At 70.1% G+C, this 17,140-nt stretch carries 15 protein-coding genes; 10 read left to right on the top strand and 5 right to left on the bottom strand.

Annotated features, from left to right (window positions below; all coding sequences use genetic code 11):
* The first annotated feature begins 9 nt into the window (after positions 1-9).
* On the top strand, positions 10-261 hold the full coding sequence (ccoS, locus tag ACEZHJ_RS14705) for a cbb3-type cytochrome oxidase assembly protein CcoS (RefSeq protein ID WP_018716908.1): 252 nt from the start codon (positions 10-12) through the stop codon (positions 259-261).
* Entirely contained in the window at positions 258-971 is a 714-nt protein-coding gene (locus ACEZHJ_RS14700) for a sulfite exporter TauE/SafE family protein (RefSeq protein WP_163141392.1), read from the top strand. The genes ccoS and ACEZHJ_RS14700 overlap by 4 nt, the downstream gene beginning before the upstream one ends.
* On the opposite strand, the gene ACEZHJ_RS14695 is transcribed toward ACEZHJ_RS14700, so the two are convergent.
* From ACEZHJ_RS14695 to hisC, 3 genes are all read right to left on the bottom strand, one after another.
* Entirely contained in the window at positions 972-1,811 is an 840-nt protein-coding gene (locus ACEZHJ_RS14695) for a universal stress protein (RefSeq protein WP_018716906.1), read from the bottom strand.
* Positions 1,801-4,239, bottom strand: a complete 2,439-nt coding sequence (locus ACEZHJ_RS14690) for a Lon protease family protein (protein ID WP_375036653.1) — start codon at positions 4,237-4,239, stop codon at positions 1,801-1,803. Before ACEZHJ_RS14690 ends, ACEZHJ_RS14695 begins: the two co-directional genes overlap by 11 nt.
* A gap of 92 nt (positions 4,240-4,331) precedes the next feature.
* Positions 4,332-5,411: a histidinol-phosphate transaminase gene (gene hisC, locus ACEZHJ_RS14685; protein WP_375036652.1), complete on the bottom strand. Its 1,080-nt coding sequence runs from the start codon at positions 5,409-5,411 to the stop codon at positions 4,332-4,334.
* A 316-nt stretch (positions 5,412-5,727) separates the two neighbouring features.
* On the opposite strand from hisC, the gene ACEZHJ_RS14680 reads away from it, so the two are divergent.
* Positions 5,728-7,536: a sodium:proton antiporter gene (locus ACEZHJ_RS14680; RefSeq protein WP_163142640.1), complete on the top strand. Its 1,809-nt coding sequence runs from the start codon at positions 5,728-5,730 to the stop codon at positions 7,534-7,536.
* Here ACEZHJ_RS14680 and rlmM read toward each other — a convergent pair.
* Entirely contained in the window at positions 7,528-8,595 is a 1,068-nt protein-coding gene (gene rlmM, locus ACEZHJ_RS14675) for a 23S rRNA (cytidine(2498)-2'-O)-methyltransferase RlmM (RefSeq protein ID WP_259200310.1), read from the bottom strand. The genes ACEZHJ_RS14680 and rlmM overlap by 9 nt on opposite strands.
* 216 nt (positions 8,596-8,811) lie before the next feature.
* Here rlmM and ACEZHJ_RS14670 point away from each other — a divergent pair, with 216 nt between their 5' ends.
* The 3 genes from ACEZHJ_RS14670 to ACEZHJ_RS14660 are packed head-to-tail and all read left to right on the top strand — an operon-like array spanning position 8,812 to position 11,290.
* Positions 8,812-9,585, top strand: a complete 774-nt coding sequence (locus tag ACEZHJ_RS14670; protein ID WP_018716901.1) for a slipin family protein — start codon at positions 8,812-8,814, stop codon at positions 9,583-9,585.
* Positions 9,582-10,514, top strand: a complete 933-nt coding sequence (xerD, locus tag ACEZHJ_RS14665) for a site-specific tyrosine recombinase XerD (protein ID WP_375036651.1) — start codon at positions 9,582-9,584, stop codon at positions 10,512-10,514. The genes ACEZHJ_RS14670 and xerD overlap by 4 nt, the downstream gene beginning before the upstream one ends.
* 50 nt (positions 10,515-10,564) lie before the next feature.
* Positions 10,565-11,290, top strand: a complete 726-nt coding sequence (locus tag ACEZHJ_RS14660; RefSeq protein WP_163142044.1) for a DsbC family protein — start codon at positions 10,565-10,567, stop codon at positions 11,288-11,290.
* 50 nt (positions 11,291-11,340) lie between these two features.
* Here ACEZHJ_RS14660 and ACEZHJ_RS14655 read toward each other — a convergent pair whose 3' ends face one another.
* Positions 11,341-11,910 carry a 3'-5' exoribonuclease domain-containing protein gene (locus tag ACEZHJ_RS14655; RefSeq protein ID WP_259200318.1) on the bottom strand — a complete coding sequence of 190 codons (570 nt, stop codon included), beginning with the start codon at positions 11,908-11,910 and terminating at the stop codon, positions 11,341-11,343.
* Positions 11,911-12,003: 93 nt separating this feature from the next.
* Here ACEZHJ_RS14655 and ACEZHJ_RS14650 point away from each other — a divergent pair, with 93 nt between their 5' ends.
* The 4 genes from ACEZHJ_RS14650 (at position 12,004) to ACEZHJ_RS14635 (ending at position 17,140) form a co-directional block, all read left to right on the top strand.
* Positions 12,004-13,911, top strand: a complete 1,908-nt coding sequence (locus ACEZHJ_RS14650) for a sodium:proton antiporter (RefSeq protein ID WP_163142050.1) — start codon at positions 12,004-12,006, stop codon at positions 13,909-13,911.
* Positions 13,908-15,506 carry an ExeM/NucH family extracellular endonuclease gene (locus ACEZHJ_RS14645; RefSeq protein WP_375036650.1) on the top strand — a complete coding sequence of 533 codons (1,599 nt, stop codon included), beginning with the start codon at positions 13,908-13,910 and terminating at the stop codon, positions 15,504-15,506. The genes ACEZHJ_RS14650 and ACEZHJ_RS14645 overlap by 4 nt, the downstream gene beginning before the upstream one ends.
* A 67-nt stretch (positions 15,507-15,573) precedes the next feature.
* Positions 15,574-16,347 (top strand): ABC transporter ATP-binding protein, encoded by a 774-nt coding sequence (locus ACEZHJ_RS14640; protein ID WP_018716895.1) that lies wholly within the window; start codon positions 15,574-15,576, stop codon positions 16,345-16,347.
* Between the two features lie 40 nt (positions 16,348-16,387).
* On the top strand, positions 16,388-17,140 hold the full coding sequence (locus tag ACEZHJ_RS14635) for an ABC transporter substrate-binding protein (RefSeq protein ID WP_018716894.1): 753 nt from the start codon (positions 16,388-16,390) through the stop codon (positions 17,138-17,140).

Raw genomic sequence — 17,140 nt, 5'->3', positions numbered from 1 at the left:
GAGGCTGCCATGACGATTCTTTACGTCCTCATCCCGCTGGCCCTCATGCTCCTGGTGGTCTTTGTCGGAGCGTTCTTCTGGGCCGTGGGCAACGGTCAGTTCGACGACCTGGACAGCCCGGCCTATCGGATCCTCATGGACGACGAAGGCCCGTCGAAGACACCGCCGGAGGAGGGAGGCGAGGCAACGACCGGTCAGGAGCGTACCAACGCGGATCCGGGGGCAGATGAAGACGCCGACGATGAGGACCGCGGCCAATGATGGGGGACATCACCCTTATCGGGGCGTTGCTCGCCGGCCTGGTGGGCAGCACCCACTGCCTGGGCATGTGCGGCGGCATCGCCTCCGCGCTCGGCATGGGGGTGGCGCCGGAGCGGCGGACACCGTGGCGGCTGTTCGGGTATGCGCTCGCCTACAACGCCGGTCGTGTGACCAGCTATGCCGTGGCCGGTGCCATTGCCGGCGGTGTTGGCCTGTGGCTGGCGAGCCTGATCAGTCTCGGCGCATGGACCAGCGGCCTGCGAGTCGCGATGGGGCTGGTCATGGCCGCAATCGGCGTTCAGGTCGCCTTCAACTGGCGGCTGCTTGCCCCCCTGGAGCGCAGCGGCATGCGGGTGTGGGCCCGTATCGCGCCGCTGGCCCGCGGCCTCATGCCGGTACGCAGCCCCGGCAAGGCGTTGCTGCTCGGCGGTCTGTGGGGCTGGCTGCCCTGCGGCCTGGTCTACGGCATGCTCGTGGCCGCGGCGCTGGCGGGCGGCGCCGCGGACGGGGCAGCGGTGATGGTGGCCTTCGGTCTGGGAACGATGCCGGCGATGGTCCTGACCGGTACGGCGGCGGCGGTGACGGGCCGCCTGCTCGCCCGGGGGCGGGTGCGGCTCGCGCTCGGCATGACGATCCTGGCGATGGGCGTGTGGACGGCGTCGGTCCCGATCTACTCCGGGCTCAACGCCCTCTACTGCGCCCCGGCGTGATCAGTCGATGACGAGTACGGGCACGTCGAGCTCGTCGAGCAGCCGGTAGCCCTCTGCGGTGGCGAGCGGCTCGCTCGCCCGTGATATCACCAATGCCTGGCCTTCGGCCCGGTGCAGGGCCTCGACCAGCGTGGGCGCACGGGTATCGGCGATATGCTCGAAGCGGATCGGCGTCCCAACCCGTCGGGACCACTCGCCCGCCAGCCTCTCCAGCTCCGCCGACGGGCCGCTGCCCGGCCGCAACAGGATACAGAGCGGCCGGCTGCGGTCCCGCGCCAGACGAATCGCCGTGTCCAGGGTAGGGCTCGGATCGTCGCCGCCGGGCTGGAGGACCACCACCGGGCGGTCATGGCGCGGGCGTTCCTCACCCACCACCAGCACGCTGCAACGGGTGGCACGGGCGAGGCGCGAGGCGACGCTCCCCATCGCCGGGCCGTAGTGCCGGCGCCAGCCGTTGCGGCCCACGACCAGTGTGTCCCGGGGCTCGGCGGCCGTGTCGGCAGCGCGCTCAAGCCGGTCCCGACCGACCTCGAAGCGCCACCGCAGCGCCCGCCGTGTGCCCGCACTGGCCAGTGCCTGCTCCAGGAGACGGGCCCGTTCCCGCAGCTCGCGCTCGACCAGAGCCGCCTCCAGCGGGCGCGTCTGGCCGGAGGTCATGCTGATCTCGTGGCTGAACGGCAGGCCGGCGGAGCGCAGCAGGTCGGTGTCCTCGACGAACAGACCGACCAGCTCGGCGTGCTGATGCGCGGCGAGGTCGGCCGCGGTCTCCAGCGCGGCCCGGGCGCCGCGGGTATCGTCGAGCAGGACCAGGATACGCGTCACCGCCGGTTCACTCTTCACGGCCGTCTTCCCCGTCACCGACGTTATCGCCATTATCGCTCTTTACAGCGGCGCCGTCGCCGCCACTGCGCCGCTCGGCCAGCTTGGCGAAATGCCGGAGCCGGTCCGCAACTGCACGATTGACGGTGCCGTCCGGGAAGTGGCCGTCAGCATCGACCACACCGGCCTCGGCTCCGGTCAGCAGGGTCAGCGCATCGTCCACGTGGGAAAGGGGCCAGATGTGGAAGCGGCCGGCGGCGACCGCGTCGACGACACGGGGATGGAGCATGAGGTTGGCGATGTTGGCCCGGGGCAGGGCGACGCCCTGTCTGCCGTCCAGGCCGCGCTGGCTGCAGACGTCGAAGAAACCCTCGATCTTCTCGTTGACGCCCCCTACCGCCTGCACCTGACCGTGCTGGTTCACCGAGCCGGTAACGGCGATGCCCTGGGCGAGGCCGTGGCCGGAGAGCACCGAGCAGAGGACGCAGTATTCGGCCACTGAGGCGCTGTCGCCGTCGATGCCGCCGTACGACTGCTCGAAGGCGATGCTCGCCGCCAGCGACAGCGGCGCTTCTCCGGCGAAACGCGAGGCGAGGAGGTTGGAGAGGATCATCATCCCCTTGGAGTGGATATTGCCGCCGAGCTTCGCCTCGCGCTCGATGTCCACCATGTGACCACGCCCGAGCCGGGCGGTGGCGGTGATCCGCGCAGGCCGCCCGAAGGCCTGGCCGCCGAGCTGCATGACCGACAGGCCGTTGACCTGACCCACCGCGGAACCGGCCGTGTCGATGAGCAGTGTCTCGCGCTGGATGGCGCGGTCGATATTCTCGCGCACCCGGGAGGCCCGGTAGACCTGGTGGTCGATGGCCTGCTGGATGTCGTCCGCACGGATATTCCGACTGTCGTCGCGGATCGCCCACTGGTTTGCCTCGACGAGCAGGTCGCCGATCGCGCGGTTGTGGATCGACAGGCGCTCGCTGTCGTCGGCCATCCGGCTGGCGTGTTCGATGACCCGGGCCACGGCCTGGCGGTCCAGGGGGCGGACCTCGCGCTCGCCCGCCAGGGTAGCGACGAGCCTCGCGTAGTCGTGGATGCTCTCGTCGGTGCGTGCGAGGTCCTCCTCGAAATCCGCCTCGATCTTGAACAGCTCGGCGAAGTCCGGATCGTAGGCAGTGAGCAGGTAGTAGAGGCTGCGCTCACCGAGCAGGATCACCTTGACGTCCAGCGGCATCGGTTCGGGCTCCAGCGTGACCGTGCTGATCAGGCTGAAGTACTGCTCCGGCGGCTCCGTATGCACCCGCCGGGAAAACAGTGCCCGTTTGAGGCTTTCCCAGGCCAGCGGCTGGGTCAGGACCTTGCGTGCGTCGAGGATCAGGTAGCCGCCGTTGGCGCGGTGCAGCGCGCCGGCGCGCACGAGGTGGTGGTCGGTGACCAGCGCGCCCTGGTGGACCTGGTGCTCGACGCGGCCGACGAGCCGCTGGTGGCTCGGCATGTCCTCGTAGACGACCCGCGCGCCCTGCTGCTCCGCGTTGTCGACGAGCAGGTTCACCTCATAGCGCCGGAAGAACGCCTGCAGCGACTGGCCCTGTTCACCGCCCTGGCCGATCAGGGCCTCGACGTTGGCGGTGACGTCCTCGCGGATCGCGTCGAGGTGCCCGATCACACCGGGATAGTCCGCCCATTTCCCGTGCAGGTCCTCCAGCAGGTGGCCGACGGCGAATACCGCCATCTCCTCGTGGAGCGAGCGGATCTTCTCCTGGGCCTCCTTGCGCCAGCGCGGCATCTGCTGGATGACGGCCTGGAGCCGTTCCTGGAGCTCGCCCACGGCCTTCTCGATGGCCTCGCGCCGCTCCTCCGGCAGCTCCCGGAAACGCTCCGGATCCATGACCTCGCCGTTCTCGTCCTTGGGCGCGAAGGTAAAGCCGTTCTGGGTCTGGAGCAGGGCGATACCCTGCTGGTCCGCCGCCTCCTGGATCTCGCGAAAGGCCTGCTGGTGGCGCTGACCCATCTCCTGCTGCAGCTCGCGCATGCGGCGCTGGAACTCGTCGCTCTCGAACGCGGCCGGCAACGCGGTGCGCAGTTCCTGGACCAGGTCCTCGATGACCTTGCACAGGCGGCGGCCGTCGCCGGGGGGCAGTCGGATCAGACGCGGCCGGTTGCCGGTATTGAAGTCGTGGACGAGGCACCAGTCGGGCGGCGTGGCCTCGCCGGAGGCCCGCTCGTGCAGGAACTGCGAGACGACCTCGTGCTTGCCGACGCCGCCGGGACCGAGCACGAACAGGTTGAAGCCGTTGTTGCGCACGCCGGTGCCGAGCCTGAGCGCCTCGATGGCCCGGTCCTGGCCGATGATGGTGCCTGCGCCCCGGAGCTCGTCGGTGGTGTCGAAATCCAGCGCCGCGGGGTCGCAGCGCTGGTACACCTGGTCGGCGGTGAGTGGAGTTATGGTCATGCGGCGGTTCCCTCGCGTGATGCGATACCGGTAACTGTCGCCACCCTGTCTAGCGCGCCTCCGGACCGGTGTCCAGTCCGGCCCCGGGGCGCTCAGCGATTCATACGGGCGAGGGCGCGCAGCAGGGTGTCATTCTGCTCCGGCGTGCCGACGGTGATACGCAGGCTCTCGCGCAGCCGTGGCTGGTCGAAGTAGCGCACGAAGATCCCCTGGTCGCGCAGATAGCGGTACACGGCCGAGGCACCGCCGGCGAACCCCTCGGGCACCCGTGCCAGGAGGAAGTTCGACTCGCTCGCCGCGCAGCTCAGTCCCAGCCCCTCCAGCCGTGAGGCGAGGCGCGCGCGTTCGCCGCGGACCGCCTCCCAGGTGGAGGTGGCATATGCCTGGTCCTCCAGGGCCGCGACCGCGAGGCGCTCCGCCACGGCGTCCACACTGTAGCTGTCCCGGGTCTTGGCGGCGATGGGCTCGATCAGCCCGGGCGCGCCGATCCCGTAGCCGAACCGGATTCCGGCCAGCGAGTAGCCCTTGCTCAGGGTGCGCAGGATCAGGAGGTTATCGTGCCTGCGGATCAGCGCGATCACGTCGTGCCCGTGCGAGGGATCGACGAAGTCGACGTAGGCCTCATCGATCACCAGCACGCCGGCGAGGCTGCGTGCCAGCGTGGCGATGGCGTCCGGGTCCAGCAGCGTGCCGGACGGGGCATGCGGGTTGACCAGGAAGGTCAGTGGCACGCGCTCGCGGTTCATACGCTCGGCGAAGTCCGGCGTCGGGCGCCAGTCCTCGCCGAGGGCCACGCGCACCACCGGCGAGCCGTGAATCCCCGCAAGCACGGGATACAGGGAGTAGCTCGGCTCGGCGACACCCACCGGGCTGCCCGGATTGACGAACGTCGTGATCGCCAGCCGAAGCAGCTCGTCACCGCCATTGGTCGCGACGATCTGCTCCGGCTCCACGCCGTGCTGTCGTGCGGCAGCACGGCGGAACGCCGCGCTCGTGGGCGAGGGGTAACGCCGCAGTGCGTCCGCCGGCGTTTCCGCGAGTGCGCGCATCACCGCCGGGCTCGGCGGGTAAGGGTTCTCGTTGGTGTTGAGCTTCACCGCGTCGGGGTTCTGCGGCTGTTCCCCCGGCGTGTAGCCCGCCATCCGGCGGATGTTGTCGCGTTCGTAGCTCATCGTCCCTGCACTGTCTGATGGTCAGGTGTTCAGCTTACTAGATCGCCGCACGGCCAGGACAGGGCGGGGGAGCGCCCGCTCAGGGACGCGGTGTCCGCGGTGAGAGCGCGGCGGCACCGTCCCGGGGTCACCTCCATGGCCGGCGCTCCGGTACACTGCATCGGGGGACACGCCCACGACAGCTCCAAGGACATGGGACTGTCGCCTACCGGGGCCGGGCAGGAGGGGATACATCCTGCGCCCTCATGGTGACCGGCCACCATTAATCCGGGGGAACGGCGCCACGAACGGTTGCCGGACACGGGGGAGATGCGGCATGAGCGAGACCATCACGGCGGCCCTGGTGGGAATCGGGGTGCTTGGGGTCCTGGCCCAGTGGCTGGCGTGGCGCATGCAGCTGCCGGCGATCCTCTTCCTGCTCGCGGCCGGACTGCTGGCCGGCCCGGGAGCGCTGGGCTGGATCGATCCCGATGCGCTGTTCGGTGAGCTGCTCTTCCCGATCATCTCCCTGGCGGTGGCCGTGATCCTCTTCGAGGGCGGCCTGACCCTGCGCCGGCACGAGATCCGCGGCCTCGGAGGGCCGGTCAACCGGCTGCTCACGGTCGGGGTGGCGATCACCTGGGCGAGCACGGCACTCGCGGCGTGGTGGCTGACGGCCCTGCCGTGGTCCATGGCGGTGCTCTTCGGGGCCATCACCGTCGTGACCGGGCCGACGGTGATCGTGCCCCTGCTGCGCAGCGTCCGCCCCAGGGAGCGGGTGGGCAACGTGCTGCGCTGGGAGGGGATCGTGATCGATCCCATCGGTGCGCTGATAGCGGTACTCGCCTTCGAGTTCATCCTCGCGAGCGCCGGCGAGCGCAGCCTCGGGGCCACGGTGCTCACCTTCGCGGCGGTCCTCGTGGTCGGCACCGTTGCGGGTGCGCTCGCCGGCCATGCCCTGGGGATCGCGCTTCGCGAGTACTGGCTGCCGGATTATCTCCACAATGTCGGCGTGCTGGTTGCGGTGTTCGCGGTGTACTTCGTCAGCAACCGCATCCACCACGAGGCGGGTCTGCTATCGGTGACGGTGATGGGGATCTGGCTCGCGAACATGCCCCGCGTCCCGCTGGACGATATCCTCAACTTCAAGGAGTCGCTGAGCGTGCTCCTGATCTCGGGCCTGTTCATCCTCCTTGCCGCCCGCCTGGACCCGTCGGCACTGGCGGCCCTTGGCTGGGGCGCGGCGGGCGTCCTGCTGGTAATGCAGCTCATCGGGCGGCCGCTGAACGTGCTCGTGAGCACGGCCGGCACGCCGCTGGACTGGCGGGAGCGGGCGCTGCTCGCGTGGATCGCGCCGCGCGGGATCGTCGCCGCGGCGGTCTCGGCGGTGTTCGCCCTGCGGCTGCAGGCCGCCAGTGTGGCGGGGGCTGAGCTGCTGGTGCCGCTCACCTTCCTGGTGATCGTGTTCACCGTCGTGCTCCAGAGCACGACGGCCCGGCCGCTCGCCGGCTGGCTGGACCTCCGCGAGCCCGCGCCGCGGGGCGTGCTCATCGTCGGCGCGAACCGGGTCGCCCGGACGGTGGCCGCAGGGCTTGCCGCGGCGGATGTGCCCGTGCGCCTGGCGGACGCCAACTGGGACAACGTCCAGGACGCGCGCATGCAGGGGCTCGACGTCTACTATGGCAACCCCACCTCGGAGCACGCGGAACGGCATCTGAGCATGACCGGGATCGGCTTCCTGTTCGGTCTGTCCCCGCGCAGCGATCTCAACACCCTGGCGAGCCTGCACTTTGCCAAGGAACTGGGGCACCACCGGGTATTCCGCCTGCCGCCGGGGGAGCGAGACGCGCGCCTGCCGGGGCCGCTGCGCCAGCGGCACCGTCACGACAACACGCTGTTCGGCGCGGACGCCACTTACGGGCGCCTGGCCAGCCTGATCGGCCAGGGGGCTAGTGTGCACGTGACCGGGCTCACGGCGCAGTTCGACTGGCCGGCGTATCAAGCGCACCACGGCGGGGAAATCATACCGCTGTGCGCCCTGGACCCGGCGGGCACGCTCCACGTGTTCACCGGCGGTGACGACCCCGAGCCCCGACCGGAGTGGTCGGTGCTCGCGCTGGTCGAGGACGGCGAGGCATCAGGTTGAGCGTGCCGGGAGCACGCGCACGGTGACCTCCTCGCGGTCGTGATAGAGATGCTTTACGGCGATGTCCCGGTCCGCACCGGCCTGGCCCCGTAGTGTCGCCAGGGCGTCGGCAACCGCCTGGTAACGGCGTTTCATCGGTAGCTTGAGGTTGAATATCGCCGCCTGCGCGTCGCCCCGGTCCAGCCACGCCGCCATCAGCGCGGCGATGCGGTGGGGCTGGTCGACGATGTCGCAGACCACCCAGTCCACGGGGCGGGCCGGGCGGTAGCGGAAACCGTCGGCGCGGACGTGCTCGACCATGCCGTCGGCGAGCAGCGACGGCGCCATCGGCCCGTTGTCAACGGCGGTCACGTGCAGGCCGCGCCGCGCGAGCTGCCAGCTCCAGCCCCCGGGGGCCGCGCCCAGATCGACGGCGCGTGCGCCGGGGCGCAGCCAGCGGGCCCGCTCCTCGTCGCGCATCAGGGACTGGATCGCCTCATCGAGCTTGAGGGTGGAGCGCGACGGCGCGTCCCGGGGCATTCTCAGACGGGGGATACCCAGGGGCCAGGGCGCACTGTCCCCGGGCCGGGAGAGCGCGACGCGGGCGCTCAGGGCCGGGTCCTCGGTGAGGAAGACATGCAGCCGCGGCGCACCCTCGACGCCCGTACGTACCCCCTGTGCCCGCAGCGCACGCTGAAGCGGCCCGCGCAGGCTGCGGCACAGGCGCGAGAGTCCCTTGCCCGTATTGGTGTCCGGGTATTCCAGCCAGAGCTCGCCGACGGCCTGGAGATCCTCAGCCGCCTCGGCGATGGGACCGGCACGGTCGTTCCCGGGCAGGCCGGTTATGGTGGCATGAAGGCGCAGCCACTGCCGCGCGAAGATCAGCCGGCGCCAGTCCAGGGCGGTCCACAGTCGCTCTGCCGCGTCGGCGTCCACGGCGTGAAACAGCACGAAGCCGGTGTCCGGCCGCGCCTCGCAGTAGCCCGGTGCCTCGATCCGGGCGCTCATATCGGTGAGCTCCGCGGCGAGATCGCCCTCGAAACCGGGGCGGACGTAGAGCAGAAAGGTGGTATCCGTCATCGGGTGCAGTGGCTATGCTTGGGCCGGCGAAGGAACTAATCTTCCCAGAGGCGGCGTCCCGCGGCGAGCGTACCGTGTGCCTCAGGGCCGCATGCGAGTCGCGCAGTGTAGCAGCGCTATCTGTGCGGTGAGCAGTGCGGTCCGGCATCCGGATCGCTCGGGAGGGAGACGACCGCCGGAACCACTAGCGACGCCCATGCCGTCAAGGAGGCCTCGATGGGTATCCCCGTGCTGATTGCTATCGCCATCGTGCTCGCGGTGGTGATCTCCGCGTTCCGCGTGTTCAGGGAGTATGAGCGCGGCGTCGTGTTCATGCTCGGCCGTTTCTGGAAGGTCAAGGGCCCCGGCCTGCGGCTCGTCTTCCCGGTCATCCAGCAGGCGGTGAAGGTGGATCTGCGCCTGATCACCATGGACGTACCCAGCCAGGACGTCATTTCCCGGGACAACGTCTCCGTGAAGGTCAACGCCGTACTCTACTTCCGGGTGGTCGACCCGGAGCGTGCGGTGATCTACGTCGAGGACTTCTTCGCCGCGACCAGCCAGCTCGCCCAGACCACGCTGCGCTCGGTACTCGGCCAGCACGAGCTCGACGAGATGCTCGCCGAACGCGAGAAGCTCAACGCGGACATCCAGGAGATCCTCGACGAGCAGACGGACGCCTGGGGCATCAAGGTTGCCAATGTCGAGATCAAGCACGTGGACATCGACGAATCCATGATCCGTGCCATCGCCCGGCAGGCCGAGGCGGAGCGCAACCGGCGAGCGAAGATCATCAACGCCGAGGGCGAGAACCAGGCCGCCGAGCAGCTGGTCGCCGCCGCGGCGCGCATCGCCACCCAGCCGGAAGCCCTGCAGCTGCGCTACCTCCAGACGCTCTCGGACATCTCGGCGCAGAGCCAGAGCACGGTGATCCCGCTCCCCCTGGACGGACTCCGCAGCGTCTTCGGGGGGGTGCCGTTCAAGCCGCCGGGGAACGATAGCGCGTCGTGACGGCACCGGCACCGGCGTCGGACACGGCGGGCGAAGGCGGCGGGGACGCCACACGGATCGAGGCGTTCCTCGACGCCATCTGGATGGAGCGCGGCCTCAGCGATGCCACGCTGGCGGCCTACCGCAGCGATCTGGCGGCGTTCTCCCGCTGGCTGAACGCAAACGGTCGCGGCCTGATCACCGCGGAGGCGCCGGACGTGCTCGGCCTGCTCGGCGAGCGCATGCGCGGCGGGGCGCGACCGCGCAGTGTCGCGAGGCTGCTCTCGAGCCTGCGGCGCTTCTATCGCCACGCCGTGTGCGAGGGGCTGCGCGGCGACGATCCCACCGCCGATGTCTCCCCGCCGAAACGAGGACGGGCGCTGCCGGCGGTGCTTACCGAGGGTGAGGTGGAGGCGCTGATCGCGGCGCCGGACACCGAAACCGCCATCGGCGAGCGGGACCGCACGATGCTCGAGGTGCTCTATGCCACGGGGCTGCGGGTGAGCGAGCTGGTCGGGCTGCCGGTCGCGGCACTCGGGCTTACCGAAGGGGTGGTCCGGGTGACAGGCAAGGGCGGCCGCGAGCGTCTGGTGCCCCTCGGGGACGCGGCCCGGGACTGGCTCGCGCGTTACCTGCGCGGGGCGCGGACGGCACTGCTCGGCGAACGGGGCTCCCGGCACGCCTTCGTGACCGCCCGCGGTGCGGCGATGACGCGCCAGGCGTTCTGGTACCGGGTGCGCCACTACGCCGTCGAGGCCGGGATCCACGGGCCGCTGTCGCCGCACACCCTGCGCCACTCATTCGCGACCCACCTGGTCAACCACGGCGCCGACCTGCGCGTGGTGCAGATGCTGCTCGGTCACTCCGACCTGTCGACCACGCAGATCTACACCCACGTGGCGCGCCAGCGCCTCCAGGACCTTCACGCCGTGCATCATCCCCGGGCCTGACCGGCGGCGGTGGTAGACTCGGCCCGGACCTCATCGACCCGGATGGCACCATGCCCCGTTCCATCGCACTGATCCTCTGCGGCCTGCTGGCCGTGTCCACGGCCACGGCGGAAACGCCGGAGCAGCAGGTGCGCGACGCCGTCCGGGCGCTGGCGCCGGACGCCACCGTCACCCGGGTCGAGGAGACACCGGTCGACGGTCTCTACGCCGCCGTGCTCGGCGGGCGCGTCGTCTACGTGACCGCCGACGGCGACTACCTTCTGGACGGGGAGCTCGTGGACGTGGATAGCGGGCATTCGCTCACCGAGGACATTCGCCGGGAGCTGCGTCTGCAGCGGCTCAACGACCTGGGCGAATCGCGCATGATCGTCTACGAGCCCCGGGGAGAGGTGCGTCACGAGGTCACGGTATTCACCGACATCGATTGTCCCTACTGCCGGCGTTTCCATCGCCATATCCGCGACTACCTCGCCCGCGGGATCCGTGTGCGCTACGTGTTCATGCCCCGGGCGGGCCGCAACAGTGCGTCCTACGACAAGGCGGTGAGCGTCTGGTGCGCCGACGACCGGCACCGGGCACTGACCCGCGCCAAGCAGGGCAGGCACGTCCCGGAGCGCCAGTGCGACAACCCCGTGGACGCCGACCTGCGCCTGGCGCGGGCCTTTGACGTCCGGGGGACGCCGACGTTCGTGACCGATACCGGGCGGCTGGTCACCGGCTACCGCTCCCCGGACGAGCTTGCGGCCCTGCTGCAGTCCGGCAGCGATGCCCGGTGAGGCGGTCCCGCGGCGGCACGCCGGGCGCCACGGGAGCGGGGCGATCGTCACTAGCGGGGCGATGCGGGCTCACCGGCGGCGAGCAGGCTGCAGAACAGCGTCCCCTGCTCGATGGCGTCGTCCAGCGCCACGTGGGTGTGGGGCAGGTCCGCGAACCAGTGCGCCGGCATGCGCGCGCGGGTGGTACGCGTGAAGCTCTCGCCGAGCACCGCCATCGCGTAGCTCTTGATGTCGAGCGCGGCGAAACCGAATGGGTTGCTGCCGTGGAAGCGGTGCAGGTAGTGATTGACGAAGGCGAAATCGAAGCTCGCCGGGTAGCCCACGAAAACGGGCCGCCCGGGAAGCGCCTTCAGCCACGCGGCGTAGCCGGGCATCACCGTCTCCGGCGGTCGCGGTTCGGCCCGGCATGCGGCCCAGGCCTCCGGCTGCGTCCGCCACCAGGCTATGGTGTCCGGGTGCTCGACGGCGTCCGCTAGCCGCACGAGGTTCGCCGAGTAGGTCGCCAGGAGCGCCCCGTCCGCGGTGTAGGCGGCGGTACCGAAGGAGAGCATGCTGTGCAGCCCCGGGGCAGGGCCGTCGGTCTCGATGTCCGTCGAGCAGTAGATCTCGGTGCGGGCCATGGGCGCCTCCGGGACGGTGTCATCGAGGGTCGCCGCGGTGTGGACCCTCTGCTATGCTCCGCGGCCATTTTGCCAGCCGGTGCGGGGACGCGTATGCCCGAATCCCATCTCACCGACGTGCTCGTGGTCATCGCCGTACTGGGCGTGGGGGCCCAGTGGCTCGCGTGGCGGCTCCAGTGGCCGGCCATCGTGGTGCTCTGTATCTTCGGCGTGGTCGCCGGGCCGGTGACCGGCTGGCTGGTGCCCAGCCGCGATCTCGGGGAGCTCGTGCACCCGGTGATCCGGCTGTGCGTCGCGGTAATTCTCTTCGAGGGCGGACTTAGCCTGCGCTGGCACGAGTTCCGTGAGGCACGCAGCGGCGTCCGCCGGCTGCTGTTCCCGGCACTGCCCCTGAACTGGCTGCTCGGCAGTCTGGCCGCCCACTACATCGGCGGGCTGCCGTGGCCGGTCGCGCTGGTATTCGGCGCGATCATCGTGGTCACCGGGCCAACGGTGATCATGCCGCTGCTGCGCCACGCTGCGCTGCGCCGCCGCCCGGCCTCCTATCTGAAGTGGGAGGGCATCATCAACGACCCGCTGGGCGCGATGCTTGCGGTGCTGGTCTTCCAGTTCTTCGTCACTGTCCAGGCCCCGAGCGCCACGCTGGAGATCGTCTGGCGCCTCATTGGCGGTGCGCTGGTCGGGGCCGGCGGTGGCTATCTGGCCGCCCGCGGCATGGTGGCGCTGTTCCTGCGCGGGCAGGTGGCGGAGTTCCTGAAACCGCCGGTGCTGCTGGTGAGCGTGCTCGTGGTATACGCCGGCGCCAACGCGGTGCAGGCGGAGGCCGGGCTGCTCGCCGCCACGGTCATGGGCATGGTCCTGGGCAACTCCGGGCTCGCGGACATCCAGGAGGTCCGCCGTTTCAAGGAGTACCTCGCTGTCCTGCTGGTTTCCACGGTATTCATCCTGCTGTCCGCGGACGTGGATACCGCCATGCTCGCGATGATCGACGGGCGGGCGGTGGCGCTGCTTCTCGCGGTCGTCTTCGTGGTGCGCCCGGTGGCGATCTGGCTTGCAACCCAGGGCACCCCGATGACCCGTGGTGAACGCGCCCTGGTGGCGTGGATCGCTCCCCGCGGGATCGTCGCCGCCGCGGTAGCCGGCGTGTTCGCCCCGGAGATGGCCGCTGCGGGCTATCCGGAGGCGCGGGCGCTGACACCACTGGTTTTCCTGTTGGTGCTGGTGACCGTAGTCCTCCATGGTTTTTCCATCCGCACGGTGGCCCTGCGTCTGGGGCTCGCCTCCCGGGACCGCCACGGGTTGATGATCGTCGGGGCCTCGCCGTGGAGCGTCGCGCTGGCGATCCGGCTGCGCGAGCTCGGTGTCTACGTGATCATCTGCGACCAGTCCTGGCACCGCCTGCGGGCGGTGCGCCTGGCGTCCATCCCGTATTTCTACGGCGAGGTCCTCTCCGAGACGGCGGAGCAGAGTCTCGACCTGGCGGATATCGGCTATCTCGTCGCGGCAACGGACAATGACGCCTATAACGCTCTGGTATGCAGCCGCTACACCCGCGATCTCGGGCGTGAGCACGTTTTCCAGTTGCCCACGGACGCCGAGGACCACCCGCGCCAGATCCAGCGTCCGCTCACGGGGCGCCCGCTCTACGGGCGCGAGGCCCGCTACGAGGTCCTTCAGCAGCGTTACTACCAGGGCTGGCGCCTGCAGCGTACCCGGATCACCCGCAACTACCGCGCGGGCGAGTATTTCGCGGGTCTCGGCGACGACACCATGCCGATGATCGCGGTACGCGCCGATGGCGGCCTGCGTCTGCGCGAGGCCGGCCGGGCGCTCGCTCCGGAACGCGGTGACGTGGTGCTGGCATTCATGTCCCCTCGGGCCCAGCAGGCCCGCCGCCCGGCCCGGGGGCGGCATACCGAGGACGAAGCCATGACCCGGCGGAATCAGGCGCCGGCCGGCAGCCTGCCGCGGGATGCCGGCACGGACGGGGACGAGGGATGAGGGCGGCCGCGTTCGCCGCCGTCCTCGCGCTGCTGCTCCCGGCGGTGGCAGGTGCCGACTGCGGTGACGCCGCCGTCTCGCCGGCCGCCCTGAGGGAGAAACCGCCGCCGGAGGGCGACGCTGTCGCCGTCCACGGGGTCGTGGCGGCGAACTTCGGCGGTGACAACGCCCTTGGCGGTCTGTACGTACAGGCCACGGGGTCCGAGCCGGCAGGCGTTTTCGTCTATGCCCCGGACCGGACCGCAGCAGAGCTGCCGCCGGCGGGGACGCGGGTGCGTGTGAGTGCGCGGAGCGGGCGTTACCACGGGCGTTTCCAGCTGGAATGGGTCCAGCGCATCGAGCGCTGCGGGCGTGCGACGCTTGCGCCGGTCGCGCTCGAGCTACCCGCGACCGCCGGGCGGCTGACCATGCTGGAAGATACCCTGGTGCGCCTGGACAGCCCGCTCGTGGTCACGGGCAACCATGATCTCGGGCGTTACGGCAGCCTCCGCCTGGCCGTGGGGAGGCGTCTCCATTCGTCGGGCGGCAAACGGGGCCAGCCCGCCGGGGTGCTGCTCGATGACGGGCGCTATACCCGGGATCCGCGTCCCGTCCCGTATCTGGACGGCAACGGCACCCGGCGCGCCGGCGACCGGGTGTATGCGGTCACGGGGATACTCGATCGGGCGTTCGGCGCCTGGCGCATTCATCCGGTGGAGCCGCCGCGCTTCGCCGCCGGTAACCCGCGTGCCCGCGCACCGGGGCGGCGGGGGGCATGGCGCGTCGCGAGCCTGAACCTGGAAAACTATTTCATTACCCGGGGCGGCCGGGGGGCGCCGACGGCGGCGTCCTTCCGAGCCCAGCAACGACGGCTGGTCGCCGCGCTGACCGCGCTCGACGCCGATGTGCTCGCCCTGCAGGAGATCGAGAACCGCCCGGCGGCGGTCCGTCGGCTGGTCGCGGCGCTCAACCGCAGCCTGCCCGGGGCACGCCATTACCGGTCCGCGGCTGCCGGGCGCGACCGGGGCGGCGCGGTACTGCGCAACGCGCTGCTTTACCGGCCCTCGCGGTTCTCCGTCGAGCGCGTGGTCCTCGACCAGGACCGTACCCACAACCGTGCCCCCGTGGCGGCGCGCCTGCGCGACGCTCGAGGCCGGCGGGCGTGGGTGGTCAGCGTGCATTTCAAGTCCCGCGGCGGCTGTCCGGCCGAAGGGGACGTGGATCGGGGGGCGGGCTGCTGGGCGCGGCGACGCACACGCCAGGCGAGGGCGCTGAGCGTCTGGCTGCACGGCCTGGCGGGGGGCGACCGCGCTCTCGTCCTCGGTGATTTCAATACCTATCCGGGCGAGCCGCCGCTACGCGTCCTCGCCGGCGGACGCCGGCTGCAGGCGCTCGCGGTGCGCCACATCCCGCCGGGGCAACGCTATAGCTATGTCTATCGTGGTCGTGCCGGCCTGCTGGATCATGCCCTGGCGACCCCGGGGTTGGCAGAGTCGGTACGCGGCGTGCGCCTGTGGCACATCAACGCCGATGAGCCGCCGGTGGCCGCGGGGCGGGGCCCATGGCGAAGCAGCGACCACGACCCGCTGCTGGTGGATCTGTTCCCGCCGCGCTGATTCCCCATGGTCAGACCGCGGAGGCATTGGTACTCTTTCACCGCAAACCGGGGGGCATGACGCGAATATGAACGAGACCAGCGCGGCGCTGGAGGTGCGCAACATCCACAAACGCTTCGGCGGGCTCGAGGTGCTGCGCGGTATCGATCTGCGCGCCGGCTCCGGCGACGTCATCACGCTGATCGGCTCCAGCGGCTCCGGCAAGAGCACGCTGCTGCGTTGCATCAACCTGCTCGAGCCGCCCAACGAGGGCGAGATCATCTTCGACGGCGAGTCCCTCGCGTTGCGACGGGCACGGGACGGCACCCTCGTCGCCGCCGACCAGCAGCAGATCACCCGGCTGCGCGCCGGCGTGGGCTTCGTGTTCCAGAACTTCAACCTCTGGCCCCACATGACGATCCTGGAGAACGTCATCGAGGCCCCTCGCCAGGTCCTGGGGTACTCCCGGGACCGCGCGATCGCGGACGCCGAGTCGCTGCTGGAAAAGGTCGGCCTGGCCGACAAGCGCGACGGCTATCCGGCGTTCCTCTCCGGTGGCCAGCAGCAACGTGCCGCCATCGCCCGGACCCTGGCCATGCACCCCCGGGTGATCCTCTTCGACGAGCCCACCTCGGCGCTGGACCCCGAACTGGTTACGGAGGTGCTCGCCGTGATCCGCGATCTGGCGGAGGAGGGGCGGACCATGCTCATCGTTACCCACGAGATGCGTTTTGCACGGGATGTCTCCACCCAGGTGGTCTTCCTCCACGAGGGCCGCATCGAGGAGCAGGGCCCGCCGTCGAAGGTCTTCGAGTCGCCGGAATCCCCGCGCTGCCGGGAGTTTCTGGCGAGTCATCTCTAGCGGACGCCCCGCGCGGGCCGCAGCACAAGGAGCCAGCACTATGAGAATCAAACAGCTGATCGTTACTGCCGCCCTCGCGGCGGGCCTCGCCGGTACCGCCGCCCACGCGGGGGATACCATCCGCATCGCCACCGAGGGCGCATACCCCCCCTTCAACTTCATCGACGAGTCCGGTGAGGTGAAGGGCTTCGACGTCGATATCGCCCGCGCGCTCTGCGAGGAGATGGAGGCAGACTGCAAGCTCGTCACCCAGGACTGGGACGGCATCATCCCGGGCCTGATCAACGGTAAGTACGACGCCATCATCGCGTCCATGTCCATCACCCCGGAGCGCCAGGAAGCGGTCACCTTCAGTGCGCCGTACTACTCCAACAAGCTCCAGTTCATCGCGCCGAAGGACAGCGACTTCGACCCGACGGCGGACCTGGAAGGCATGACCATCGGCGCCCAGCGTGCGACCATCGCTGCCCAGTGGCTCGCCGACAATCTCGGCGACAGTGTCGATATCAAGCGCTACGACACCCAGGAGAACGCGTTCCTGGACCTCGCCTCCGGGCGCCTCGATGCGATCCTCGCGGACAAGTACGTGAGCTGGGAGTGGTTGAACTCGAAGGATGGTTCGGCCTACGAGTTCAAGGGCGATCCGGTCTACGACGACGACAAGATCGCGATCGCGGTGCAGAAGGGGAACACCGAGCTCGCGGATCGCTTCAGCGACGCCATCAAGGCCATCCGTGAGGACGGGACGTACCAGCGTATCAACGAGAAGTACTTCCCGTTCGATATCTACTGA

Source organism: Arhodomonas sp. KWT2 (genome assembly GCF_041949875.1).
Taxonomy (GTDB): domain Bacteria; phylum Pseudomonadota; class Gammaproteobacteria; order Nitrococcales; family Nitrococcaceae; genus Arhodomonas; species Arhodomonas aquaeolei.
The sequence above is the reverse complement of the archived record's forward strand: the minus strand, read 5'-3'. Positions and strand labels throughout refer to the sequence as shown.

What these genes read in the sequence shown, in the direction of transcription:
- ccoS (WP_018716908.1), top strand. Translation starts at nt 10, where the DNA reads ATGACGATTCTTTACGTCCTCATCCCGCTGGCCCTCATGCTCCTGGTG.
- ACEZHJ_RS14700 (WP_163141392.1), top strand. Translation starts at nt 258, where the DNA reads ATGATGGGGGACATCACCCTTATCGGGGCGTTGCTCGCCGGCCTGGTG.
- ACEZHJ_RS14690 (WP_375036653.1), bottom strand. Translation starts at nt 4,239, where the DNA reads ATGACCATAACTCCACTCACCGCCGACCAGGTGTACCAGCGCTGCGAC.
- hisC (WP_375036652.1), bottom strand. Translation starts at nt 5,411, where the DNA reads ATGAGCTACGAACGCGACAACATCCGCCGGATGGCGGGCTACACGCCG.
- ACEZHJ_RS14680 (WP_163142640.1), top strand. Translation starts at nt 5,728, where the DNA reads ATGAGCGAGACCATCACGGCGGCCCTGGTGGGAATCGGGGTGCTTGGG.
- rlmM (WP_259200310.1), bottom strand. Translation starts at nt 8,595, where the DNA reads ATGACGGATACCACCTTTCTGCTCTACGTCCGCCCCGGTTTCGAGGGC.
- ACEZHJ_RS14670 (WP_018716901.1), top strand. Translation starts at nt 8,812, where the DNA reads ATGGGTATCCCCGTGCTGATTGCTATCGCCATCGTGCTCGCGGTGGTG.
- ACEZHJ_RS14660 (WP_163142044.1), top strand. Translation starts at nt 10,565, where the DNA reads ATGCCCCGTTCCATCGCACTGATCCTCTGCGGCCTGCTGGCCGTGTCC.
- ACEZHJ_RS14655 (WP_259200318.1), bottom strand. Translation starts at nt 11,910, where the DNA reads ATGGCCCGCACCGAGATCTACTGCTCGACGGACATCGAGACCGACGGC.
- ACEZHJ_RS14650 (WP_163142050.1), top strand. Translation starts at nt 12,004, where the DNA reads ATGCCCGAATCCCATCTCACCGACGTGCTCGTGGTCATCGCCGTACTG.
- ACEZHJ_RS14645 (WP_375036650.1), top strand. Translation starts at nt 13,908, where the DNA reads ATGAGGGCGGCCGCGTTCGCCGCCGTCCTCGCGCTGCTGCTCCCGGCG.
- ACEZHJ_RS14640 (WP_018716895.1), top strand. Translation starts at nt 15,574, where the DNA reads ATGAACGAGACCAGCGCGGCGCTGGAGGTGCGCAACATCCACAAACGC.
- ACEZHJ_RS14635 (WP_018716894.1), top strand. Translation starts at nt 16,388, where the DNA reads ATGAGAATCAAACAGCTGATCGTTACTGCCGCCCTCGCGGCGGGCCTC.